This is a genomic window from Ruegeria sp. CDSB136 (assembly GCF_059610965.1).
The window spans coordinates 33,130-54,839 of sequence record NZ_JBXWOP010000017.1; the positions used below are offsets into that span (position 1 = coordinate 33,130).

Below are 21,710 nucleotides of genomic sequence, written 5' to 3' on the forward strand. Positions count from 1 at the left end.
TGAGCCTTGCACCTTATCGGCGATTGAGCGCTGCGCGAAAAGTCGAACGCGCCTCTGCGCTGTGAATGTAGGCGTAGTCTCTGGGATAGGAGGTTCCTGCCGTGACCTCCATCGAAACAAACTGTGGGCCTGCCAGAGACAGGATATGCGGCGCGGCTTCGGCGAACCTGTCAACATTGGTGAATCGCTGAACCCTGGCATAGCCAGCCGCCCAGGCCATTGCAGCAAAGTCAACCTTTTCAGCGCCGGGCAACGGATGCGCTCCATTCACCTCGTAAACCCGATTGGCCGAAAGAAAGTGATAGAGGTTCGACACGCCAGCGCCGGCGATCGTCACCAGCGACCCGAGGTTCATCAGCAGGCTGCCGTCGCCATCCAGAACAATTACGCGCCGGTCCGGATTGGCCAGTGCCAATCCCAGCCCGTGGGACGATGCCTGACCCATCGCGCCAACGGCGACATAGTTCAGGTCTCGCGGGTTCAGGGCCAGCCAGTCAAAGCAGCTTTGATAGACTGCAACTACAATGTCACTGTCGCGAATGTGGGGGATCAGCGCCCGCAGCGCCTCGTCGCGACGCATCGTCATGACACCTCCGGAGGTCTGCCGATCAGAAAGACATGAGGCTGCGAGGATGCATAGGCCGTTGCGATGGCCTGCGGTATGTGGGTTTCGTCGCCGGGTTCTTCGATCAGCGAATGCGATACCTCCATCGCGTCAAGGACAGGGCGGATTATCCGAACACCGTAGGAGGAAGATTGATCCGGGTGCACATGTGGTTCCTTGCCCTGCAAACCAACCATCATCACAACGGGCAATTCATAATCCATCCCGATCGCACGAATTGCATTCAGGGAGTCCATCAACCCTGTCTGCTGCATCATCAGAACGGCCCGGGTTCCATTGTAGGACATGGCGCCGCAAATACTGACACCTTCATCCTCTTTGCAGATCCGCGTCAGTCGAAAGTCGGGATCCTTGGAAATGGGCCACAACAGACCGTCGCTGGTGACGATATCCGGAAGGGCGACGATTTCCTGAACCTGTGCGGCCTTGAGCTGCGCAATGATCGCGCGCCCCGACGGGTATGCAACCTTTGGCGCGTCCACTGTAATCCCGGAAGACATACCCATTACACGCCACCGTTCAGGAATTTGGCAATTCCGTCCCGTGCAATTTTCAATTCATGCATATGACTGACTGTAATGCGCAGATAGTCCGTGTACGCTGGCGATGCGAACCGCCGCACGGCAATGCCGTGCTGCAAAAGCGCGCGTGTCGCAGCTTCTGCTGACTTGTTGCCATCCGGGAAGTGAACAAGAACGAAATTTGCCTGACTGGGGATGACGTCCCGTCCCAACCCCTGCATCTCGGCGGTGATCCAATTCCTGCCCAAGCGGTTGGCATCGCGAACATACTGAGTGTGGGCTGTGTCCTCCAATGCGGCGATCGCAGCCATTGCCGAAGGCGATGCAACCGGAAAGGTCAGCCCGATCCTGCGAACAACATCGACGATGTCGTCAGGCCCATACAACCAGCCCACGCGCGCGCCTGCCAGACCGTAGATTTTTGAGAATGTACGGCACATGACCACGTTTTGGGCCTCATCAACCAGAATATGCGCTGGCTCGTAATCTTCGGCATCGATGTATTCTTCATACGCCGCGTCGATTATCAGCAGTACATTGTCTGGCAAGGCGGCGTGCAGGCGGCGAATTTCAGAGCCGTTCAGATACGTGCCTGCGGGGTTTTCCGGGTTGGCCAGATAGACGATACGGGTCCGTTCGGTCACGGCTTCGATCATGCGGTCGACAGAGGGTTTGAAACCATCGTCCGCAACCGACACGACGCCTGCATCGTTGGCGTGCGCATAGTTCGGGACTTTCAGGTACCCGTTCGCGCTGCGGATCAATTCGGTACCCGAACCCAGATAAGCGCGGGCAAGCCGTGCAAGCAGGTCGTCCGATCCCTGCCCGGTTGTGATCCGCGCGGCATCGAGGCCGAAATGTTCAGCGATGGCCGGGGCGAGAGTTAGATCGGGGTTTTCCAGATACCGTTCGATTGAACTTGTTGCTGCCTGCGCGGCGGCCCGGGCCAAACGGCTGGGACCAAACGCGCTTTCGTTGGAGTTGAGCAGAACAGACGGTGGAGGTGATGCATCAATCGCCCCTGCGACCATGTGGGGTTTGATGCGCGAAATTCCTGATTTCGCCAAGGCTACTGTCATTCTTGTCCTCCAGCAGTCACTGGCCGGGTAGTTGGCGCTTACTTTTATCATACAATGTTTACTTTTTAGCAACTCAATTTCAAAAATATTATGATTTAAGTGAGCCTGCTTGGATGAAAGCAGCGCGACGCTTGTTTGCCCGGATACCTGCGGCATCGGGTTGGAATTGACAGGCATGAAACGGCAGCCCAAAGGGCAAACGGCTGTTCGGGATTCTTCAGCGAGGGTCGCTTGGAACTGTATTACCCGGCCATCGGAAGCAGTATCGCCAATGAAAGTGGTATACTGACCGCAGCAATCAGGGTCTGTAGCGTGACGATCGCCGCCATCAAAGGCGCATCTCCGCCCAGTTGTTTTGACAACGTGTAAGAGGACGCACCCGTCGGAACAACGGAATAAACCACGGCGATCTGCAGCACGTTCTGCGGCAGTCCGACGGCCAGTCCGATTACCAGAACCGCGACAGGGAAAACCACCATCTTGCCCGTGAACGCAAGGATCAGGGGTATTGTGCTGGCAGCCATTGCGCGGACTCTCAGGTTTGCGCCAACGGCCAGCAGAGTAATAGGCAGCGCCCCCGCACCCAGAACATCGGCCACATCGTGAACCACCGGAATCCGGTCTCCGATCAGCTGGTTGGCACCCACTGCCAACAGGATTGAAATGACATAGGGGTTGCGGGCCAGTTCCCGCAGAATGGCCAGCGGCAGACTCGTGGTTCTGTCGCTTTTCAAAGAACCGACCAGCATGATCACCATGACGATATTGGTGATCGGAACAAGGATCGCCGTCGCCAGAATGGCGATGTCAAACCCTGCCGGACCGAAAAGGTTTGCCGCCAGTGCAAGTCCGATAAAGGAATTGTGCCGGGCGCTGCCCTGCAAAATAGATGTCCCCTGCGGCGGCGCGAAACCCATCAGGCGCGTGCTGACAACCGCAAAGATCAGCGCAGCAACAAACCCGCCCAGGATCGTGGCCGAATAAAGCCCAAGCGCCGATTTGTCCAAAGGGGACATTGAGATCTTGCTGAACAGTAGGCATGGCATCAATACCCAATAGACAAGTTTGTCGTTCAGGTTCCAGAAGTCCGTGCTGGGAATGCCACCTTTCCGAAGAGCCAGCCCAAGGGCAATAATCAGAAAGATCGGCAGAATAGAGGTCAGCGTTGTCAGCATGGCAATCAGCAGTTCGAAAGGCGCTTATTGAGCGGACCTTTTCATGCCGGAAATTGCAATTCAACCGATGGTTTCGCTCTGACTTCAAGTCAGGATCGTTATTCTCGTGAATTGCGGAAATTGGTCCGCTGAGCGGCCCTATCTAAGCTGCGATAACAAAGGCCCAAGCTGTGAACCGCCGTTTCTTCAGGCGGTCGCCCGGGCCAGATAATCCTCAATCATATCGCCAAAACTCTGTTCGACTGCGAATTCGAAACCGCCATCACACCTTGTCACGAGCGCCTTCAGGCCAAACACCTCGGAATAGGTCACGTCATCCGGGCCGAATATGGTTTCGTTCAGATCCAGCGGACAGGCAATGGCCATCACGTCCGCCGCCTCGGGGCCGGCAACGCGGAAAAACGTCAGCGTGTCCGAAATTCGTACGATGCTGATATCTTCCGGGCAATCCGCCGGTTTGAGCCTTTCCTCATATTCCTGTTCACGATTTAGCCCAGTCCGAACAATCCAGTGATTTCGGCCGACATGGTACAGTTCGGCCCCCTCTTGCCCGATGCGGGTATTGGGTTGTTTTGGCAAGCTCGGCAACAGGTCCTTGACCCAGCTTTCGATTGCCTCGGGTTGCCCCTTAAGATCGAAAAGTGCGCTCAGGCTCTGGCGTGCAAATTGTACGTCATAGCTCATCTCAGGACCTCAGAAGTTTGCCGTCGGGGTCGTGAAACACCGGTCTGGTGATTGTGACCGGGATGACCTTGTCCCGAAGACGGACATACGCGGTTTCACCGTGCCGGGCATGTCCGTTTTCCAGCAAAGCCAACCCGACCCAGCGGTTGTTTACCACGCTCCAGACGCAGGCCGTAACCAAGCCTTCGGTCGCCTCCTTTCGGCCGCCGGGGGTCAGTGGCGCGCCTTCCGGAACCTGCTGGTTGGTGTCTTCGGGCAGAATGCCAACCAGTTCGCGGCGAACGCGCCCGCTTTCGCGTCGCAGCAAGACCGAGCGTTTGCCAAGATAGTCCGGCTTCTTTTTGGACATGACCCAGCCCATCCCCAGATCATATGCGTCGACGGTGCCGTCGACTTCGTGACCCAGCGAAAGAAACCCCTTTTCGACCCGCAGTACATGGCTGGATTCCGAACCGACCGGCAGAATCCCAAATGGGGCACCCGCCTCCATCACTTTGTCCCACAGTTCGGCCATATGACGCGGGGCAACATTGACTTCAAAGGACAGCTCTCCGGTAAAACTGACACGAACGACACGGGCCGGAAACCCGGCAACGGTGCCATCCCGGAAAGACATGAAAGGGAACGCTTCAGATGACAGATCAATGTCCGTACCCAGTGCCTGCAGAACATCCCGGGCGCGCGGCCCGCAGATCGTGGCGTTGTTCCACTGGCTCGTGACTGTGGTGATCATCACCTGCCAGTCCGGAAACTCGGTCTGCAGAAGTTTCTCCATATGCTGGTTGATCGCATCCGCATGGCCCGTCGAGGTCGAGATCAGCCAGCGATGCGCGTCCAGCCGAAATGCCACCCCGTCATCCAGGATCAACCCGTCATCCGACAGCATCAGCCCGTACCGCCCCTCGCCAGGTTTCAGGCTGGACATGGCGTTCGTGTACAGAAAATCGAGAAAGCGCGGTACGTCGCGGCCTTTCAGTTCAAACGTTCCAAGCGGCGAGCCGTCATAGACACCAACGCCTTCCCTGACTGCCCGGCATTCGCGGTTGACAGCCTCCTGCAATCCCTCACCGGGTTTTGGGAAATAGCCAGGACGCCGCCAGCGTGCGCCAGCCTCGTACATCACCGCGCCGTTGTTTTTGTTCCATTGTGTCACCGGAGTGTGACGATAGGGAAACAGAACGCTGTCCTCTCGCAGCCCACCGATCGCGCCGAAGGAGACCGGAGTGTACGGCGACCGGAACGTTGTCGTACCGACCTCCTGCAATGGTACGCCCTTTTGCATTGCCACGGTGCCGATGATGTTGATATTGCCGGTTTTCCCCTGATCGATGCCCATGCCACCAGTCGTGTAGCGCTTGACGTGTTCGACATTGTCATAGCCTTCGCGCAAGGCCAGATGCACATCGCTGACCGAGACATCGTTCTGGATGTCCAGAAACGCCTTGCCGCGTTGCCCCGGCACATCGACACGCCAGAGCGGTTCGATGTCGTATGTCAGATCTTCGCCGCCATCGATGATCCGATCCAGGTTCATTTCCCCAGCCGCAGCACCCGTGGCCCGGCAAGCCTGGGCCGCTGTTTCGGGAACAAATGCGGCCAGATTGTCATCGAACCGCAGCGAGCTGCGGGATTGCGACCACAGATGCACAGTCGGGTTCCAGCCCCCGGAATGACCCAGCACATCGCAGTCAATCCATGTTTCAGCGCCGCTGTCGACGGCGACAGCGCGGACGGCGCGCAGACGTTTGTGCCCGCGTACACCCGCAGCCACGGTCCCCGGATGAACCGAGATACCCGGCACCTTGTCCAGCGCAGCCTGAGGCACCTTTTTGCGGCTATCGAGAATTGAAACAACTGCCAAACCCGCCGCCAACAGATCAGCGGCGACCGCGTAGATGCTGTTGTTGTTGGTGAACAAGGCCACGCGGTGCCCGGGAACAACGCCCCAGCGGTTCACATAGGCCTGTATCGATGAGGCCAGCATGACACCGGGACGATCATTGTCGGCAAAGACCATTGCACGCTCCGTGGCGCCGGTGGCAATGATCACTTCACCTGCGCGCACCCGCCAGCTGCGCTCCAGGATGCTGTTCTGTTCCGGCTCCCGTTCGTTCACGATCAGCAGATTGTGTTCGCGATAAGCCCAGACAGTTGCGTTTTGCAGATGGGTGACATTGTCCATCTTGCGCAATTCCCGAACTGCTTCGGCCACCCATTCCATTGCTGGTCGCCCATTGATGGTCAGCGTCCGGTTGAGCAGGCTTCCTCCTGCCTCGGGTCCCTCATCCGCGATGAACACCCGCTTTCCTGCGCGACCTGCCTCAAGTGCGGCCTGCAGGCCGGCGGGGCCTGCTCCGGCGATCAGAACATCAGCATGGGCGTGCCGCGCCTCGAACCGGCCCGCAGAGGGGGGCCGAGAGGGTGCTGCGGCGAGCCCCGCAGCCTTGCGGATTGTGGGTTCAAACAAGTGCCAATCCGGCCATTTGAAGGTTTTGTAATAAAACCCGGCCGGGATGAAGCGGCCAAGCAGTTGGTTAACCCCGCCCAAATCGAAATCGGGCGAAGGCCAGCAATTGACGGAACGGGCGCTCAGCCCATCCCGAAGGGGTACGGTGGTTGCGGGTCGGTTGCCCGATGCGTCCTCGCCATCCAGTTCTACCAGAGTCGACGGTTCCTCGGGGCCATGACCGACAATGCCGCGCGGGCGGTGGTACTTGAAACTGCGGGCTGTCACACGAACGCCATTGGCCAGCAAGGCCGAAGCCAGAGTGTCGCCCTCGTACCCTTTGTAGCGTTTGCCGTTGAATTGAAACTGCAAAGGTCGATTGCGGTCTATGCGCCCCCCGGACGCGAGGCGGTTACTCTGTGCCATGGGGCACCTCCACAATCTCGTGTGTCCGGGTATCGCGCCAGATCGTCAGCCATTCACCGCATCCGCGCGCGTGCCACCATTTTTCCTGCACAGGTCCCAATGGGTTTGGCACAACAGTCAGGTATTCGACCCACTCCGCGTCACTGACGGCATTCGGATCGGGCCGGTCCGCCCCGACCGGACCGCCAAAGATGAATTCGCTTTCGTTTCGTTTGCCGCAAAATGGGCAGGGTATCAGCATCATGGTCCTGTCCTTTTCATCGCGCCGTGGTGGTGCCGGCTTCCATCACGAATTCAAGATGACGGAACCGGTCGAGGGTGAAGGATGCCATCAGCGGGTGCGGTTCTCCTTTGGCGACCAGATGCGCCAACGTCAGACCGCCCGCCGGGATCGCCTTGTAACCGCCCCACCAACCCGCCGTGACGAACAGTCCGGGCACTTCGGTCTGGTCCATGATGGGGGATGCATCATGCGCAATGTCCAGATGCCCGCCCCATTGGCGCATCAGTTTGAGTTTTTTGAAGGACGGGAACAGGGAAAGCATCGAAGCAACCGTGTCTTCAAAGACGTTTTGCTTGATGTCCCGACGAAAACTCTGCCCCATATCCGGCGCGCCGCCGATCACCATTTCGCCTTTGTCGGACTGACTGAAATAGAACCCACTGTCCGGGCAATTCACTATGACGTCGACCAGCGGTTTGACAGGTTCCGACACAAAGGCCGTCAGGTTCATCGTCCGCAACGGCAGTTTGAGCCCTGCGGTTTCCGTCAGCGTCGTGGTATGGCCCGATACCGCCACGACAACCTTATCTGCGTGTATTGTTCCCCGATTGGTCTCGACACCGGCAATCTTACCATCCAAGCCGCGGATCAACGACTGCACGGCGGTCTGTTGATGGATATCCACACCCATGGCGTCAGCCGCACGTGCATACCCCCAGGCCACAGCATCATGTCGGTTCACGCCTGCATCGGTATGAACCATGCCGCAAATTACCGGCAGGCGCGCATCCGGCCCTCCGCCGGTCAGCGCCGGAACGAGAAGACGCAGCTCTTCCGTCGTGATCTGTTCATAGGTCGAGCCATAGATATCCATGACCAGTTGGCGCCGCCGCAGCTCCCGCAGTTTGGGCCAGGTCTGCACAACATCAACCATGGTGCGTTTTGAATGCATCATGTTGAAGTTAAGCTCGTGCGTAAGGCCTTCGTACATCGCAACAGATTTGACATAGAAAGGGATCGACTCGTCACGCATATAGTTCGACCGGATCGTCACCGTGTTGCGCGCGATATTTCCACCGCCCAGCCAACCGCGTTCCAGAACTGCGACATTTGTGATGCCGAATTCTTTCGCCATATAATAGGCCGTAGCCAGACCGTGCCCCCCTGCCCCGATCACCACGACCTCATACCTGTCTTTCAAGGGCGGGCTGCGCCAAGCCAGAGGCCAGTTGCGGTGTCCGGACAGCGCATTCCGAGCGAGCGAGAATATGGAATACTTTTGCATGATGGTAACAATATTTATCAATAATCAAATCACGTCAATAAACAAATTTACCGGGAAGCAACCAAAATTTCGCGCCCAGGACCTCTGAACCGAACCGTTGTTTTGGCGGACCATTCGGGTTGCTTCCGTATTTTCTGTCTATTCACACCAGTTTGGCTAGGATGTCGCCATGATACGCCGCGTTGAACAGTTTCATCGAAGCCTTGCCGGCAAGTGGTCGGCCCGGTCGAAATGGCCCTGTTTCATAATCAATTGCCGCAGTTCACCAGCATCCTGAATCCATGAGAGCCCGGGCGCGTCGCGCCCATTTTCTACCGTCCTGTAATTCGGGCGGATTTAGTGGATGGAAATGCAATGACATATACAATTGACACAAAGGCCGTTCAGGAAGCCTATGCACGCGACGGTGTCGTGTTGCTGAAGAATATCCTGTCCGAGGAGTGGTTGGCCAAACTGCGCCACGCTGTGGACACCGAAGTCCAAAAAGGCGACCGGTATTTTGCCTACAAAAACATGCGTGAAATGCCGGGCGTGTTTCAGGATTATTGCCTGACCTCGGACATGGGCCAACGTGTGGCAGAGGTGGCCGGCAGCCCCTGGACATCGTTGATATATGACCAGATTTTCGTGAAAGAGCCCGGCACACAGACCCAGACCGGGTGGCACACGGATCAACCCTATTGGCCGGTGTCCGGCCCGATCATGACGATGTGGATCGCGCTCGACCCAGTCGATCCTGACAATGGCGCACTGGAATTTGTGCGAGGATCACATGCCTGGGGCGCCAAATACCGACCGTTCAAAACCGATCAAATGGGTGGTTTCTTGCATTATCTTGAACAGGACAACCCGGAATACATCGACATGCCGGACTTTGAGGCCAACCGCACAGATTATGACATCTTTCACTATGAGCATATGGAGCCCGGTGACGCTTTGGCCTTTGACGGGATGACCGTGCATTCGGCGATGGGCAACAGAACCACGACCCGCCGAAGACGCGGATATGCAATACGGTTTGCAGTCAAAGGGGCAACCTATGAACCGCGCGATGCGGTGACCGAATGGCTGCATGATGAAAGCCTGCAACCCGGCGCTCCGTTCGCAGGCGGACGTTTCCCGGTTATCTACGAAACTGCATAAGCTGAATGTGGCAAGGGCCGGTGTTCCGGCCCTTCACCGCGACCTCAGGCAGATTTCGCGACGTTTTCCGTTGCGGCGCTTTCCGCCTCGATCGCGCGGTCAAGCACACGGCGGAACTGTTTTGCCCCGGCATCCAGGCCAAGATCTATGTGGGGCGTTTTGGCGTATTTCATTCCCTTGTGAACTTCTTCCAGCACGTCTTTGTCCTCAAGAAACGCCATTCGAGCCCCATCATTCATGAATTTCGAAACTTCGGCATTGTCCGGATAGGAGTTGCGGTGCTGGAACCAGAAATACCGCGTCCGGTCCTCATCAATCGGGGTCATGAAGTTGTACGAGATATTAATGAATGTCTCATCAACCGGGTCCTTGTCATATCCACCTGTACCAACGGGTGTGTAGATGGATTTGTTCAGTCCGATTGCCGGCATACACATCTCGTAATGCTGTAACCGGTCACAATCGCCGTCGAAGGACACCAATTTCGCATAGTACGGAGACGGCGGCTTCTTCTCGATCCACCGAGATACGATCACGCCACGGTCCGTCTTCTCGACATTCAGGGGTTCTTCGTCGGTGCCCGCTCCTGCAAAGGACGTAACGTGCACCCAGGCCACATGGCTGGGATCCAGCAGGTTGTCGCAGACCCAAAGGTAGTGGCAGTCGATGTCCATCACGCCACCATCGGTCAGACCCCAGCTTGGATCGTCGAAGTTCTCCACCGGGAATATTGTGTCGGGATCGGCCAGCGCCGGATCGCCCATCCAGATCCAAAGCAGCCGATACCGATCAACCACCGGATAGGATTTCACAACCGCGCGCCGGGGCGTCATGCCACGTTGTGTGGGGCTGTCGATACATGTGCCGGAACAGTCGAAGGTCAAACCGTGATATCCGCACTCGACCAGATCGCCCTTAAGGTTGCCTTTCGAGAGCGGCAGCTTGCGATGGGGACACGCGTCTTCCAACGCGACCGGAGTTCCATCTTGCTGCCGGTACAGCACGATATTCTCGCCCAGAAACGTCTCGGCCCTCAGGTCGCGGCTGATATCCTTGCTCCACGCGGCGACATACCAGCAGTTCTTCAGATACATGATCCGGATCTCCGTTCGGTTTGTTGGCTTTGCGGCAGTATGGGGCAGTTTACCCGCGTTTCGCCATGCCGGATTGGTAATGCGACATATAAGGTAGACTAATTTGAAACCGGCGCAGGAGCGGGTATGTCCGGTTGCGCCCGAGCCTCTGCCTGAATCCAGTTCAGGAACTCGCTTACCTTCTGGCTGTCCTTGGTTTCGGGTCGGCGCACAAGCCAGTAAGACAGGGGCGATTGCGTCAGCTGGGGAAAAGGACGCACCAGGCGACCATCGCAGAGCGCATCAATAACCAGAGGCTCACGACCAAGCGCCACACCCAACCCTTCGATTGCGGCCTGCACAACCATATTCGACTGCCCCAACCTGCGCGTGCGTAGTGCGGCAGGCAAACTTAAATCAAATTGCCGCGCCCAGAAATCCCATGTCGGACTGGCCGTGCCATGGTGCAGGTTTTCATCCACCAAAAGCGTATGAAGGGACAGATCCTCGATACTCTGAAGCGTTGGCAGAAGGCCGGGCGCACATACAGGAAACAACTGTTCCTTCATCAACAAATCGACCTGAAACCCAGGGTATTCGCCCAGTCCATATCGAATCCCGATATCTGCATCGACGCGTGAAAAAGGGTGTTGCCCGGTGTCGGTGGCAATCGAAATCGAAAGATCCGGGTGGGCCAGGTCAAAGTGAATAAGCCTTGGAAACAACCAGTTAAAGGCGAAACCCGGCAAGCACGAAATAACGATTGTCCGGTCACTACGGGTTTTGTCCCGCAATTGCGTGCAAACATCCGAAATGCGCCCTAACCCATCGGAGATTGCCAGGGCCAGTTGCTCACCCTCGCGCGTGGGACGGGACTGGCGAGCCCCACGGACCAGCAATTCTCTGCCAAGCCATTCTTCCAGAGATCTGACGTGCTGACTTACGGCGCTTTGACTGACACCCAGTTCTTCTGCTGCGGGCGAAAAGCCCGAATGGCGCACCACGGCTTCAAATGCGCGCAGCGCCGAGTATGGTAGGTTCAGGATCATATTAGCCACCCTAATGCCAGCCATTATTTCTTTCAAATGGATTAGAACCGCGTGCGTCCATTAAATTCATTAAAGTCAGGTATTAGGGGTTATTGATGTCCGACACGACGCCCGAGCGAGGAGCGCGAAATCTGCTGGTGAACTGTGCGCGTGCATCCGCAGGCGACCGGCTGCTGATCGCGTATGAACCCCCGGAGTTTGGGTATTTTGATGCCGACTGCGTCAAGGTGGTCAGAAATGCCGCGCAACAGCTGGGGCTGGTCGTTGACGCGGTGGATGTCGGTTTCAATCCTGACAACCCGCATCTTTCGCCTGATCTTCTGGCCCGTTTTCAGGCCGCGGACATCATTTTGTTTCTGGCGCGTCTGGGGGATCAGTTGCGGTTTTCGGACATGCCGCAGGGCAAGAAGATTATCGTCAGCTTTGCCGTGAACCAGGAGCTTCTGGGTTCAGGGTTTTCCAACGGACACCACGACGCATTTATGGAACTCAAGGCCGACGTCAACGCGGTTCTGGACAGGGCGGATGACGTACGGATCACCTGCCCTCTGGGATCGGATGTGCGTGGGCGACCAATTATGGATTTGAAACCCACCGGCGATACATCCATTTTGCGGTTTCCGATGTCCGTATTCACACCAGTTCCCGCGTACAGTTTTTCCGGTCGTGTGGCCATCAGCTTCCTGACGGGCACAGGATCGAAGTATTATGACGACTATACACTGGAATTTGACAGACCGGTCTTCGCCATGATGGAGAACGGTCGCCTGACGCGGTTTGACGGTGACCCCGAAAACGCCGCCAGGGCCGAGGCACACTATGATCGGGTCGCCGGACAGTTCGGCATCGACCGGAATTTTGTACATTCCTGGCACGCGGGCATTCATCCCGGCTGCGGATACCCATGGGACATGCGGGAAAATTTCGAGCGCTGGGGAGGTGCCGCTTTCGGCAATCCTCGCATTCTGCATTTCCACACATGCGGAGCATATGCCCCGGGCGAGATCAGTTGGAACGTGATTGATCCGACAATCGTGATTGATGGGGCGACGTATTGGGATCACGGTGTTTTCCACGCGGAAAGGTTGCCCAACGGTCCGTCGATACTCGCCCGGCATTCCTGCGCCGCTGATTTGTTTGCAAATCCCGATCCGGATATCGGGCTGCGCGTGGCTGTCTGACCTATCCCGGCTTGATCGAATCACGCTCTGGTTAGATAATCCATTGTTAATAAGGCCTGACCGAGTTGGCCTTATGGTGCGGAGCACTCCCGTCTCCGGTGCCGGATCATGTGCAGAGGGCGCGACCCCCACACCGGCAAAAATTGTGGAAATCACATGCCAAAACCAATCGTCACGCCGCTGACTCAGGCCCTGGCCGAAGGAAAACTCACGCGCGAAGAACTCAGAAGCTACATGCAACGTTCGAACGGACCGGGATTACGCCACCTGGCGCTTTGGGTCCTGTTACTTGCCTTTACATCAACACTCCTTACTCTTGCCTGGGACAGCTGGCTGATTTGGCCTGCCATGTTCCTGCAAGGCGTCGTTCTGGTGCACCACTTCTCGCTGCAGCACGAATGTGTGCACTACACGGTTTTTCGGACCCGCTGGCTGAATGATCTGGTGGGACAGATCTGCGGGCTGATCATCATATTGCCGCACCGCTTTTTCAGGTACGAGCATTGCGATCATCACACGTACACACAGCTGACCGGAGAAGACCCTGAACTGATTCCGCTGCCCAAGTCCTTGGGGCAGTACTTTCTGTACCTTTCCGCTCTGCCCTACTGGCGCGGCAAGTTCACAGAGGTGTTTCGCCATGCATCCGGCCGCCTGAGCGAGGCAGAGCTTCGATTTATCCCGAAGGTCGAACACAAGGCTGTATTTCGGGACGCACGTATGATGCTGGGTATCTATGCCGCACTGGTCTTGGCCATGGCGCTGACCGGGTGGTGGGGTTTGATCTGGTACTGGATCATTCCGTTGTTTCTGGGCGAACCGGTCATGCGGTTTGTGCGCATGACCGAACATGTCGGGCGGCCCACTGTTGCCAAGATGTCGGAAAACACCCGGACCAACCTGGTATCGGCACCGATGGCATTTTTGTGTTGGAACATGAACTATCACGCAGAACATCACTATGTCGCCTCTGTGCCGTTTCATGCATTGCCCCGTCTGCATGAAAAGCTGAAAGACCATATTTTCGTTGAAAATGGCGGGTATCTGGCCGCCCATCGCGACATTCTACGTCAGATCTTGCGGCGCAAACGCGAACATGCGGCAGAGGTTTGAACGATGACGGCCGAAAAAACCTGGCGCGATGTGATCGCGGTGTCCAAACTTGAGAAAAACTGGGTCACGCGGGTCGAAATCGGCCCGCGCATGATCGCGATCTACGATACGCCAACCGGCATCTACGCATCGCTGGCGTTGTGCAACCATGGCGGGGCCGATCTTTGCGACGGCTATTTTGATGGCCATGTGATCGAATGTCCGTTGCATCAGGGTGCGTTCGACGTGCGGGACGGCAAGCCCGTGTCTGCCCCGGCCACGCGTCCTATGCGGGTGTTCGAGACGCGGGTTGAAAACGGGATGGTTCAGGCCCGTTTCTGACAACCGCGCTGAACGTTCAGACGGGTAACAAACTCATCTTTTGTCTGATCGTTTTTCGAGGCGTGCAAAAAGACGGCTGAGACCGAAACATACGACAAAGTAAAACGCTGCGGTCGTGATCCACGCCTCGAATATCATCCTAGATGAAGCGACAAGTTCAACTGTCTTGTAAGTGAGTTCCTGAACCGAAATAAGTGACAGGATCGAGCTGTCCTTGATCAAGGATATGAACTGGTTTGCCAGTGGCGGGACCACTTTTTTCATCGCCTGAGGCAGCACGATGTAGCGCAGCTCCTGAAAACGGCTCATCCCGATCGAACGAGCAGCTTCGCGCTGGCCTTTTGGGATGGACTGAATCCCGGCCCGGACAATTTCCCCCACAAACGCGCTTTCGAACAGGGCCAGAACGATGACGCCGGAAACCAGCGATGGGAAACGTCGCATTTCGCCGAAGAAAAACGTCCAGATCTGGTTGTCTTCCTGTCGTGCAATTCCGCGGGCCCAGCGTTCTAGGTTCAACGCATCGATCAGTTGCTGGGACAGGAAAAAGAAGAAGATAAAAACAACAACAACGGGCGGGACATTACGCAGGAATTCCAGATAGGTGCGCGCCAGCATCCGGATCGTCAGGTTGGCCGAACAGCGCGCGACACCCAGTATCGTGCCCAGCAGCAAAGCCAGAATGCCCGAATAAATGCTGATGCGAATGGTGGCCGCCAGACCCTGCAACAGCAGGTTGGCAAAATACTCCTCACGACCTGTATGCCAGCCAACGATATATCCGGGGATCAGTTCCCAGCGCCACTTGTAGTTCAGCGTGCCTTCAATCGACACCCAGATATACCCGAAGAAGGCGAGCAAAATCGCCATGATCAGGTAATCAGGCCATCTGAGTTTCTTGAGGAAGTTCTGCACCGGGTCCGCTCCGCCTTAGTTCCGGGGGCGGTGTGCCCGCCCCCAGTCGGATTTGTTACTGTGCAACCTGATCAGCCCACTCTTCGGTGGCGAACCAGTAGTTGTGACGCTCTTCCAGCCAGCCGGACCGCCATTGCTGGGCAATCCAGTTGTTGAAGAAGTTCATGGCGTCAGGGTCGCCCTTGCGCATGCCAAATGCTTCACCGCGCGGGTCGAAAAGTTCGCCCTCGAGAACAACCAATGTCTCGGGGTTGCGACCTGCCTCACGGTTGGGGGTCGGTTGCGACGCCATCGTGGCATGGGCATTCCCGTTCAGAACTTCCTGAGTGGACGCGCCGTCTTCATCAAAAAGCAACAGGTTGGCTTCGGGAAATGCCTTGGCGATCACGGTCGCCGGGGTCGCGCCGCGACGGGCCGCGAAAGTTACCTCCGACGAATTCAGATCTTCGCGCGCCATGCCTGCCGTCAACTCCTTGTTCGCCAGGATTGCAAGGCCCGAAAATGCATATGGGTCTGTGAAATTGATTGTCAGGTTACGCTGTGCCGTCACGGACATGCCCGAGATGATCACGTCAAAATTGCCAGATACCAGCGCTGGAATGATGCCATCCCAGGCGGTGGGCACAAACTCGACCTCGACGCCCATGTCCTCGGCCAGTTTTCGGCCGACATCCAGTTCAAAGCCGATCAGATCGCCGTTCTTGTCGCGCATCGACCATGGCACAAACAGCGACAGGCCGATCCGGATCACCCCGTCCTGTTTGATGGTTTCAATAACACTTTCGCTGGACAGTTCCTGGGTCGCGCTTTGCGCCCAGCCCGACGTCGCCACACCAGTCGCCACGACCGCGCCCAGGGCTGCCCCGAGCATTCTGCGAGAAAGCTTCATCTTGGTTCTCCTTGTTGTCCGACAATTGTTTCAGTTCTATTGGTCGACGGCATATTTCTTCTCCAGATGGCTTACGCCTATCGACAGGATCAGGGTCACCACCAGATAGACCAGTGCGATGGTGAACCAGATTTCGAAACTCATATACGTGTCTGAAATGATGTTGCGTCCGAAGGTGGTCAATTCGGCCACCGCAATCACGCTGACAATCGCTGAGGACTTGATGAGGTGCACGACCTCGCCGGTCATCGGCGGCAGCATGAAACGGACGGATTGGGGGAGGATGATATAGCGATACGTCTGGGCAGGGCTCATCCCGATGGATTTGGCGGCCTCCCACTGACCGGTCGGAACCGCGTTAATCCCGGCCCGCAGGATTTCCGATATCAGGGCGGAATGGAACACGGCCAGCGTCAGGATGCTGGCGGTATAGCGATCAAACCCGAAAATCGGCCCCAGAACGTAATAGAACAAATAGAGCAGGACCAGCAGCGGGATGTTTCGGATCAGCTCAAGATAACCGACGGCGACTGCCGACCCAACGACCAGACCGGACAGGCGCAGCAGCGCCACGAACAATCCAATAACGGTTGCCAGCAGAAACGCGGTAACCGATAGCTTGATTGTGGCCACCAGCCCGATCGGGATTTCACCCCATTCGAACCCCAGTTCGGTGTTGCGGTACAGAAATTGCGGCACCCTGTACCATTGCCAGTTATATCCCATGCCCTGCGCGCCAACGTACGAGCCATAGGCAATCAGCCCCACGATGATCGCATACATGACGACGGAAACGGGGACCGAGCCGAAAAAGCGCTTGTAGAGCGGTGGCTTGGGCAGCGGCTGGCCCTTTGGTGCAGATATGCCCAGATCGCTCATGTCAGTGTTCCAGTATCTGGTTCAGGAACAACCGGCACCGTTCGCTGGATGGGTTGGTAAAGAACTGTTCCGGCGGCGAAACTTCGACGATCTGACCGGCTTCCATGAAAACCATCGTGTCAGCGACTTTGCGGGCAAAACCCATTTCATGCGTGACGACAACCATCGTCATGCCTGTGTCGGCAAGCTCGACCATCACATCAAGCACTTCATTGATCATTTCAGGATCAAGGGCAGAAGTCGGTTCGTCAAACAGCATGATCCGGGTCTCCATACAAAGAGACCGGGCAATGGCCACGCGCTGCTGTTGACCGCCCGACAGCTGCGCCGGGTATTTGTCGGCCTGTTCCGGAATGTGGACACGGTCAAGATAGTTGCGCGCGGTTTCTTCGGCCTTCGCCTTTGGAACCTTACGTACCTTCATGGGGCCGATCATCAAGTTTTCCAGCACAGTCAGATGTGGAAACAGATTGAACTGCTGGAAGACCATACCGACTTCCTGACGCAATTCCCGGATCTCCTTGGCCCCTTCAAAAACCTCGATCCCATCAATCACGAGGCGCCCAGAATTATGCCACTCCAACCCGTTGAAACAACGGATCAGGGTCGACTTCCCGGAACCTGAGGGACCACAGATGACAACCTTTTCACCCTGGTGAACGGTCAGATCGATGTTCTTCAGCGCGTGAAAGCCACCATAGAACTTGTCCAGATTGCTTACCTCGATCATCGGAGTGGGTTGGTTCATGCCTGACCTGTTCTAATTCGGGATCGCATATTGAGGGCGTTGTGAGTTCAGGAAGCCTGTGGCAAGAGCGGTCGCCTTCGGAAATACCTGCGCGCGGAACATTTGTTTCGGCGCAATTTTGGGTCGGCCCAAGCAGTGCCATCGACTTGGCGATACGATTGAGTGGGGCAATCTGGTAAGGCCATGGAATCCTCAATTCTGTTGCGCACTGATTAATATGGTTGCTTAATATGCAATATTCGTCAATAAAAAACTCAGCGGGTAGTTTCTGACTGCCTGAAATTTGAGCTGACGGCCAACGGAAGGAGCATGAATGTCTGCCTGGATTCGGATGATTTCTGACGAGGATGCCGACGATCAGCTAAAGGCCGCATTGGACCTGGCCCGTACGCCGCACGGAACCGTCGACAATGTCATGCGCGTGCATTCGCTGCGGCCCAATACGATGAATGGGCACGTTATTTTGTACCGGGCCTGTCTGCACGATGACGTCAACACCGTGCCCATGTGGTTTCAGGAAGTCATAAGTTCCTATGTGTCCACCCTGAACGGTTGTCCCTACTCCTATGCCAATCACTGGGCCAATGCCCGGCATTTGATCGGGGATGATGCACGCGCAGACAGAATTGAAGCCGCGCTGAAAGGCAACCGCCCCGAGGACGCATTTGACGGCGCAGAGCTAGCAGCGATGGTCTATGCAGGAAAACTTACCCAATCGCCCGCCGCGATGGCCGAGTCTGACGTCTCGGCCTTGAAAGAAGCCGGATGGGACGACGGAGAGATCCTCGAAATCAACCAGATTGTTGGGTACTTCAACTACGTGAACAGGTTGCTGAACGGTCTCGGCGTGACCACAGAGGGAGATGTCGTGGGTTACTACACCGACGAGTGACGGGATGTACCATGCAGGATGACACTCCGGGAAGACAGATTGACCGCGCGATCGGTGCATCGCTGAAGGAGCTGCGCCAAAGCCGGAAACAATCGGCCCGTCGTCTGGCCGAGCAATCGGGCATTTCAGCGGCGATGGTCAGCCGCATTGAAAACGGGCTTGTGTCACCTTCGATCGATACATTGGCCGCATTGGCCGAGGCACTTGAAGTGCCTATCGTCTCGCTGTTTCGCGAAGCGCGGACAGATCACACCGACTATACCCTGGTTCGCCACGGACAAGGGCTGAAGTCTACCCGTCTTGCTGGCGGGCATTCCCATGAATACGTCAATCTGGCCCTGCATTCCCGCAAGGACCTGCGATTTCAGGCGCGGCGGGTCACTCTTCTGCGCGATGAAGGGCGCCCGCCGACTTATGTCGGCCACGGTGTCGTCTTTGTTCAGGCGCTGGAGGGTCAGGCTGTCTATCGTTACGGCGAGGCGCGATTCACCCTGTCAGCCGGGGACAGCATCAGCGTCGACGCCGAACTGAACCATGGGTTCGAAGAGGTTTTGACGCCAGAGTTCGTTTTTCTGACCGTTCAGGCCGAGCGCCCGTAAAGAAATGCTGAAATGGCCATTCCTGCCGATCTTGATCTGACGCGAGGGCCGATCTCGGTGCATTTTCGCACCTTGGCCATTCCCGGCGCCATCGGGATGCTGTTCAACACGCTCTACAATGTTGTCGACATGTTCTTCGCAGGGCTCTTGTCCACAAGTGCTCAGGCCGGGCTCGCACTTGGGTTTCAGGCGTTTTTTGTTGCGATCTCAATAGGCGTTGGGCTTGGCGCAGCAATGAGTGCACTCGTCGGCAACGCACTGGGCGCGGGTGATCATCGAAAAGCACGCAGACTAGCTGCACAAGGCATGAGCTATGGCTTCCTGGCCGCATGCGTTCTAGCGCTGGCTGGTTTGTGGTATGGTCCTGCACTGATCCGTTTGGTGTCCGAGCCCGGGGATTATCGCGATGCAGGTCTGCGGTATTTCTTTTGGTTGCTCCTTGCTCTTCCAGGTTTTCTGTTGGCCTTTGGCTGTAACGGTATCCTTCAGGCACATGGCGATGCCGTTTCCATGCAGCGGGCGCTGATTGTCGCATTTTTCGCCAATATCGGACTGAATCCATTGCTGATCTACGGGGTTCCGGGCCTGGTTCCCGGCATCGGGTTTGATGGTTTGGCAGTTTCAACCGTGATCAGTCAGACAGGGGTCATGCTCTTCCTGATACGTCAGGTGCTCAGACGGCGCAGGATGCAACGGATGCGGGCGCGGAATTTTGTTCCGCGCCTGGAAAAATTCACTGAAATCTCGGTACAGGTGTTGCCCACAGCCACGTCGTTCATGGTGATGTTGCTGTCCGGGTTCGTGATGCAGTTTGCGCTTAAGATTTTTGGCGAACACGCAATCGCAGGGTACGGCGTGGCCATTCGTCTGGAGCAAATCCTGCTGTTGCCCGTGTTGGGCGTCACCGGCGCCCTTCTGCCCATAGCCTCCCAGAATTTCGGAGCCCGCGACGGTGCGAGGGTGCGCGAAGCCTTGTTCTATTGCTGGAAGGTTGGGTTCATCATGACCGCCATCGCCGCACCTTTCCTGTGGATTTTCGGCGGTCCGGTTCTGGGCCTGTTTACCGACGATCCCGAAGTGATCCGCGTGGGACTAAGCTACCTACGCGTCGACAGCCTGATCCTGCCGTTCTACATGATGCTGTTTTCGATCAACTCGCTTTTGCAGGCACTGAAAAGGCCGATCTGGACCGTCTGGATCAGCCTGTATCGGCAGGGTTTTGGGGTTGCTTTCTTCGTCTGGATATTTGTCGGCCTGCTGAGTTTCAACGAAATCGGCGTGTGGATCGGAACGGCCGCAGCGGTCATAACCGGGTGGATGATTGCCGTTCTCATTGCAACACACGTGGCACGTCGCGAGCTTGGTGGACTCTGGAAGCCGGTGATCTAATCAGAGGCCGGTACGTATGCTGCCAGTGATGAAGATTTGGTTTTCCCACTAGCTCGTTCTCGGGGCCACTGAATCCGTCCGGCGGACCTGAGGGACGATGTCGCTCAGCGTCAAGTGTTCCAATTTCGGCGTAATGGCCAGAATGGCGCTGCCATGTTCCAGCATGTCCGGGATTGAGCTTGCATGTACAAGACCGCCGGCCTGACGAATGATCAGGGATCCCCGCCAGAGCGTCCCGGTCATTCAGGTGCGCCACGTAGTAGGTGCAACGACATCCATCGATCACATCGTCCAAGAGGTTCTGACTTATTGCAGCAGTCCATCGGTCTCGCGACGAAAAGTGATTATTGAAGGCGGCATTCACCTTTACTGAGGTCAGTTTCAGGTTCAAACATGTATACGTCGCGTTTGCCACTTACGTCTGATCGGCAGGCGTTGGGTTGTCGTTGACGGACAACTGCGCGTTTTTCTATGCTCTTGGAATGATCAGCGGCAAGTTTTTTGACGATCTGTCAGTCGGAGACACCTTCGAGACTGGTGGGATTACGCTCACCGAAGGCGCAATAATTGATTTTGCACTTACGCACGATCCGCAGCCCTTCCACGTGAATAAAGTGGCGGCGAAGGAGTCGATTTTCGGCGGGATCATTGCCAGCGGCTTTCAAACCATAGCGCTCACCTTCCGGCTGTTTCGTGATACCGGTGTACTTACTGGCACCAACCTGGGCGGCCATGGCATGGACGAGGTACGATGGCTCGCTCCGGTGTTCCCGGGAGACACACTTCGTGCTCGTGTTACGGTTGAGGTGCTCACACCGTCACGCTCGAAGCCAGACCGTGGAACGGTACGGTTCCGCTATCTGACGTTTAACCAGGATGATATCGAGGTGCTCAATTTGGTTATGGATCACGTAATGGCACGGCGGCAATAAGTCGGTTGAATTTCATATTTTGGTAGTTGGGTTCTGAGTTTTTTCGGCGCCGACACCGGATCGCGGTCCTGGCCGACCTCCGCACTTTAAAACCTGCTCGGAGCGCTCTATCGCCAACGGAGA

23 protein-coding genes are annotated in these 21,710 nt (G+C 56.6%); 8 read left to right on the forward strand and 15 right to left on the reverse strand.

Annotation, left to right across the window (positions count from 1 at the left end; genetic code table 11):
* Window positions 1-13: 13 nt before the first annotated feature.
* The 8 genes from AC2FIR_RS17540 to AC2FIR_RS17575 form a co-directional block, all read right to left on the reverse strand.
* A complete protein-coding gene (locus AC2FIR_RS17540) occupies window positions 14-586 on the reverse strand; it encodes a thiamine pyrophosphate-dependent enzyme (RefSeq protein ID WP_496747114.1) in 573 nt (190 codons plus the stop codon).
* Entirely contained in the window at window positions 583-1,131 is a 549-nt protein-coding gene (locus AC2FIR_RS17545; protein ID WP_496747112.1) for a decarboxylase, read from the reverse strand. Before AC2FIR_RS17545 ends, AC2FIR_RS17540 begins: the two co-directional genes overlap by 4 nt.
* On the reverse strand, window positions 1,131-2,225 hold the full coding sequence (locus AC2FIR_RS17550) for a pyridoxal phosphate-dependent aminotransferase (RefSeq protein WP_496747110.1): 1,095 nt from the start codon (window positions 2,223-2,225) through the stop codon (window positions 1,131-1,133). The genes AC2FIR_RS17545 and AC2FIR_RS17550 overlap by 1 nt, the downstream gene beginning before the upstream one ends.
* 242 nt (window positions 2,226-2,467) lie before the next feature.
* Window positions 2,468-3,400, reverse strand: a complete 933-nt coding sequence (locus AC2FIR_RS17555) for an AEC family transporter (protein WP_170613915.1) — start codon at window positions 3,398-3,400, stop codon at window positions 2,468-2,470.
* A gap of 186 nt (window positions 3,401-3,586) precedes the next feature.
* Window positions 3,587-4,084 (reverse strand): sarcosine oxidase subunit gamma, encoded by a 498-nt coding sequence (locus AC2FIR_RS17560; RefSeq protein WP_496747109.1) that lies wholly within the window; start codon window positions 4,082-4,084, stop codon window positions 3,587-3,589.
* Window position 4,085: 1 nt separating this feature from the next.
* Window positions 4,086-6,956 (reverse strand): 2Fe-2S iron-sulfur cluster-binding protein, encoded by a 2,871-nt coding sequence (locus tag AC2FIR_RS17565; protein WP_496747107.1) that lies wholly within the window; start codon window positions 6,954-6,956, stop codon window positions 4,086-4,088.
* Window positions 6,943-7,200 (reverse strand): sarcosine oxidase subunit delta, encoded by a 258-nt coding sequence (locus tag AC2FIR_RS17570; protein WP_496747105.1) that lies wholly within the window; start codon window positions 7,198-7,200, stop codon window positions 6,943-6,945. Before AC2FIR_RS17570 ends, AC2FIR_RS17565 begins: the two co-directional genes overlap by 14 nt.
* 13 nt (window positions 7,201-7,213) lie before the next feature.
* The gene (locus AC2FIR_RS17575; RefSeq protein WP_496747103.1) at window positions 7,214-8,464 is read right to left on the reverse strand and encodes an FAD-dependent oxidoreductase; all 1,251 of its coding nucleotides are present in this window, start codon (window positions 8,462-8,464) and stop codon (window positions 7,214-7,216) included.
* A 354-nt stretch (window positions 8,465-8,818) separates the two neighbouring features.
* Here AC2FIR_RS17575 and AC2FIR_RS17580 point away from each other — a divergent pair, with 354 nt between their 5' ends.
* Complete coding sequence (locus tag AC2FIR_RS17580; protein ID WP_496747101.1) at window positions 8,819-9,607, forward strand: phytanoyl-CoA dioxygenase family protein; 789 nt, start codon at window positions 8,819-8,821, stop codon at window positions 9,605-9,607.
* A gap of 44 nt (window positions 9,608-9,651) precedes the next feature.
* Here the strand turns inward: AC2FIR_RS17580 and AC2FIR_RS17585 are convergent, their stop codons facing one another.
* Both AC2FIR_RS17585 and AC2FIR_RS17590 read right to left on the reverse strand, forming a co-directional pair.
* Complete coding sequence (locus AC2FIR_RS17585; protein ID WP_170613909.1) at window positions 9,652-10,701, reverse strand: aromatic ring-hydroxylating dioxygenase subunit alpha; 1,050 nt, start codon at window positions 10,699-10,701, stop codon at window positions 9,652-9,654.
* 98 nt (window positions 10,702-10,799) lie between these two features.
* Window positions 10,800-11,729, reverse strand: coding sequence for a LysR substrate-binding domain-containing protein (locus tag AC2FIR_RS17590; RefSeq protein ID WP_496747098.1), 930 nt, complete (start codon window positions 11,727-11,729; stop codon window positions 10,800-10,802).
* Window positions 11,730-11,824: 95 nt separating this feature from the next.
* Here AC2FIR_RS17590 and AC2FIR_RS17595 point away from each other — a divergent pair, with 95 nt between their 5' ends.
* The 3 genes from AC2FIR_RS17595 to AC2FIR_RS17605 all read left to right on the forward strand — a co-directional run bounded on the left by AC2FIR_RS17595 (window position 11,825) and on the right by AC2FIR_RS17605 (window position 14,344).
* Entirely contained in the window at window positions 11,825-12,910 is a 1,086-nt protein-coding gene (locus AC2FIR_RS17595) for a hypothetical protein (RefSeq protein WP_170808144.1), read from the forward strand.
* Window positions 12,911-13,066: 156 nt separating this feature from the next.
* Window positions 13,067-14,023 (forward strand): fatty acid desaturase family protein, encoded by a 957-nt coding sequence (locus AC2FIR_RS17600; RefSeq protein ID WP_496762807.1) that lies wholly within the window; start codon window positions 13,067-13,069, stop codon window positions 14,021-14,023.
* Window positions 14,024-14,026: 3 nt separating this feature from the next.
* On the forward strand, window positions 14,027-14,344 hold the full coding sequence (locus AC2FIR_RS17605; RefSeq protein ID WP_496747095.1) for a non-heme iron oxygenase ferredoxin subunit: 318 nt from the start codon (window positions 14,027-14,029) through the stop codon (window positions 14,342-14,344).
* Window positions 14,345-14,377: 33 nt separating this feature from the next.
* On the opposite strand, the gene AC2FIR_RS17610 is transcribed toward AC2FIR_RS17605, so the two are convergent.
* Genes AC2FIR_RS17610 through AC2FIR_RS17625 form a run of 4 tightly spaced genes read right to left on the reverse strand, consistent with a single transcriptional unit; the run spans window position 14,378 to window position 17,775 of the window.
* A complete protein-coding gene (locus AC2FIR_RS17610; RefSeq protein WP_170613904.1) occupies window positions 14,378-15,259 on the reverse strand; it encodes an amino acid ABC transporter permease in 882 nt (293 codons plus the stop codon).
* A gap of 55 nt (window positions 15,260-15,314) precedes the next feature.
* Window positions 15,315-16,148: a transporter substrate-binding domain-containing protein gene (locus AC2FIR_RS17615; protein ID WP_480492301.1), complete on the reverse strand. Its 834-nt coding sequence runs from the start codon at window positions 16,146-16,148 to the stop codon at window positions 15,315-15,317.
* A gap of 36 nt (window positions 16,149-16,184) precedes the next feature.
* Window positions 16,185-17,027 carry an amino acid ABC transporter permease gene (locus tag AC2FIR_RS17620; protein ID WP_170613902.1) on the reverse strand — a complete coding sequence of 281 codons (843 nt, stop codon included), beginning with the start codon at window positions 17,025-17,027 and terminating at the stop codon, window positions 16,185-16,187.
* Window position 17,028: 1 nt separating this feature from the next.
* Window positions 17,029-17,775, reverse strand: a complete 747-nt coding sequence (locus AC2FIR_RS17625) for an amino acid ABC transporter ATP-binding protein (RefSeq protein ID WP_480492299.1) — start codon at window positions 17,773-17,775, stop codon at window positions 17,029-17,031.
* Window positions 17,776-18,088: 313 nt separating this feature from the next.
* On the opposite strand from AC2FIR_RS17625, the gene AC2FIR_RS17630 reads away from it, so the two are divergent.
* Genes AC2FIR_RS17630 through AC2FIR_RS17640 form a run of 3 tightly spaced genes read left to right on the forward strand, consistent with a single transcriptional unit; the run spans window position 18,089 to window position 20,655 of the window.
* Window positions 18,089-18,667 carry a carboxymuconolactone decarboxylase family protein gene (locus tag AC2FIR_RS17630; RefSeq protein WP_496747094.1) on the forward strand — a complete coding sequence of 193 codons (579 nt, stop codon included), beginning with the start codon at window positions 18,089-18,091 and terminating at the stop codon, window positions 18,665-18,667.
* Window positions 18,668-18,678: 11 nt separating this feature from the next.
* Window positions 18,679-19,266 carry a helix-turn-helix domain-containing protein gene (locus tag AC2FIR_RS17635; RefSeq protein WP_170613900.1) on the forward strand — a complete coding sequence of 196 codons (588 nt, stop codon included), beginning with the start codon at window positions 18,679-18,681 and terminating at the stop codon, window positions 19,264-19,266.
* Window positions 19,267-19,278: 12 nt separating this feature from the next.
* Window positions 19,279-20,655: an MATE family efflux transporter gene (locus AC2FIR_RS17640; protein ID WP_496762810.1), complete on the forward strand. Its 1,377-nt coding sequence runs from the start codon at window positions 19,279-19,281 to the stop codon at window positions 20,653-20,655.
* 48 nt (window positions 20,656-20,703) lie between these two features.
* Here AC2FIR_RS17640 and AC2FIR_RS17645 read toward each other — a convergent pair whose 3' ends face one another.
* Window positions 20,704-20,898, reverse strand: a complete 195-nt coding sequence (locus AC2FIR_RS17645) for a hypothetical protein (RefSeq protein WP_170613898.1) — start codon at window positions 20,896-20,898, stop codon at window positions 20,704-20,706.
* 197 nt (window positions 20,899-21,095) lie between these two features.
* Between AC2FIR_RS17645 and AC2FIR_RS17650 the strand changes: the two genes are divergently transcribed.
* Window positions 21,096-21,587 (forward strand): MaoC family dehydratase, encoded by a 492-nt coding sequence (locus AC2FIR_RS17650; RefSeq protein WP_480492294.1) that lies wholly within the window; start codon window positions 21,096-21,098, stop codon window positions 21,585-21,587.
* Window positions 21,588-21,710: the final 123 nt, after the last annotated feature.

Bases quoted from the DNA above. Each gene is read 5' to 3' on its own strand.
- AC2FIR_RS17540 (WP_496747114.1), bottom strand. From the start codon at position 586: ATGACGATGCGTCGCGACGAGGCGCTGCGGGCGCTGATCCCCCACATT.
- AC2FIR_RS17545 (WP_496747112.1), bottom strand. From the start codon at position 1,131: ATGGGTATGTCTTCCGGGATTACAGTGGACGCGCCAAAGGTTGCATAC.
- AC2FIR_RS17550 (WP_496747110.1), bottom strand. From the start codon at position 2,225: ATGACAGTAGCCTTGGCGAAATCAGGAATTTCGCGCATCAAACCCCAC.
- AC2FIR_RS17555 (WP_170613915.1), bottom strand. From the start codon at position 3,400: ATGCTGACAACGCTGACCTCTATTCTGCCGATCTTTCTGATTATTGCC.
- AC2FIR_RS17560 (WP_496747109.1), bottom strand. From the start codon at position 4,084: ATGAGCTATGACGTACAATTTGCACGCCAGAGCCTGAGCGCACTTTTC.
- AC2FIR_RS17565 (WP_496747107.1), bottom strand. From the start codon at position 6,956: ATGGCACAGAGTAACCGCCTCGCGTCCGGGGGGCGCATAGACCGCAAT.
- AC2FIR_RS17570 (WP_496747105.1), bottom strand. From the start codon at position 7,200: ATGATGCTGATACCCTGCCCATTTTGCGGCAAACGAAACGAAAGCGAA.
- AC2FIR_RS17575 (WP_496747103.1), bottom strand. From the start codon at position 8,464: ATGCAAAAGTATTCCATATTCTCGCTCGCTCGGAATGCGCTGTCCGGA.
- AC2FIR_RS17580 (WP_496747101.1), top strand. From the start codon at position 8,819: ATGACATATACAATTGACACAAAGGCCGTTCAGGAAGCCTATGCACGC.
- AC2FIR_RS17585 (WP_170613909.1), bottom strand. From the start codon at position 10,701: ATGTATCTGAAGAACTGCTGGTATGTCGCCGCGTGGAGCAAGGATATC.
- AC2FIR_RS17590 (WP_496747098.1), bottom strand. From the start codon at position 11,729: ATGATCCTGAACCTACCATACTCGGCGCTGCGCGCATTTGAAGCCGTG.
- AC2FIR_RS17595 (WP_170808144.1), top strand. From the start codon at position 11,825: ATGTCCGACACGACGCCCGAGCGAGGAGCGCGAAATCTGCTGGTGAAC.
- AC2FIR_RS17600 (WP_496762807.1), top strand. From the start codon at position 13,067: ATGCCAAAACCAATCGTCACGCCGCTGACTCAGGCCCTGGCCGAAGGA.
- AC2FIR_RS17605 (WP_496747095.1), top strand. From the start codon at position 14,027: ATGACGGCCGAAAAAACCTGGCGCGATGTGATCGCGGTGTCCAAACTT.
- AC2FIR_RS17615 (WP_480492301.1), bottom strand. From the start codon at position 16,148: ATGAAGCTTTCTCGCAGAATGCTCGGGGCAGCCCTGGGCGCGGTCGTG.
- AC2FIR_RS17620 (WP_170613902.1), bottom strand. From the start codon at position 17,027: ATGAGCGATCTGGGCATATCTGCACCAAAGGGCCAGCCGCTGCCCAAG.
- AC2FIR_RS17625 (WP_480492299.1), bottom strand. From the start codon at position 17,775: ATGAACCAACCCACTCCGATGATCGAGGTAAGCAATCTGGACAAGTTC.
- AC2FIR_RS17630 (WP_496747094.1), top strand. From the start codon at position 18,089: ATGTCTGCCTGGATTCGGATGATTTCTGACGAGGATGCCGACGATCAG.
- AC2FIR_RS17635 (WP_170613900.1), top strand. From the start codon at position 18,679: ATGCAGGATGACACTCCGGGAAGACAGATTGACCGCGCGATCGGTGCA.
- AC2FIR_RS17640 (WP_496762810.1), top strand. From the start codon at position 19,279: ATGGCCATTCCTGCCGATCTTGATCTGACGCGAGGGCCGATCTCGGTG.
- AC2FIR_RS17645 (WP_170613898.1), bottom strand. From the start codon at position 20,898: ATGACCGGGACGCTCTGGCGGGGATCCCTGATCATTCGTCAGGCCGGC.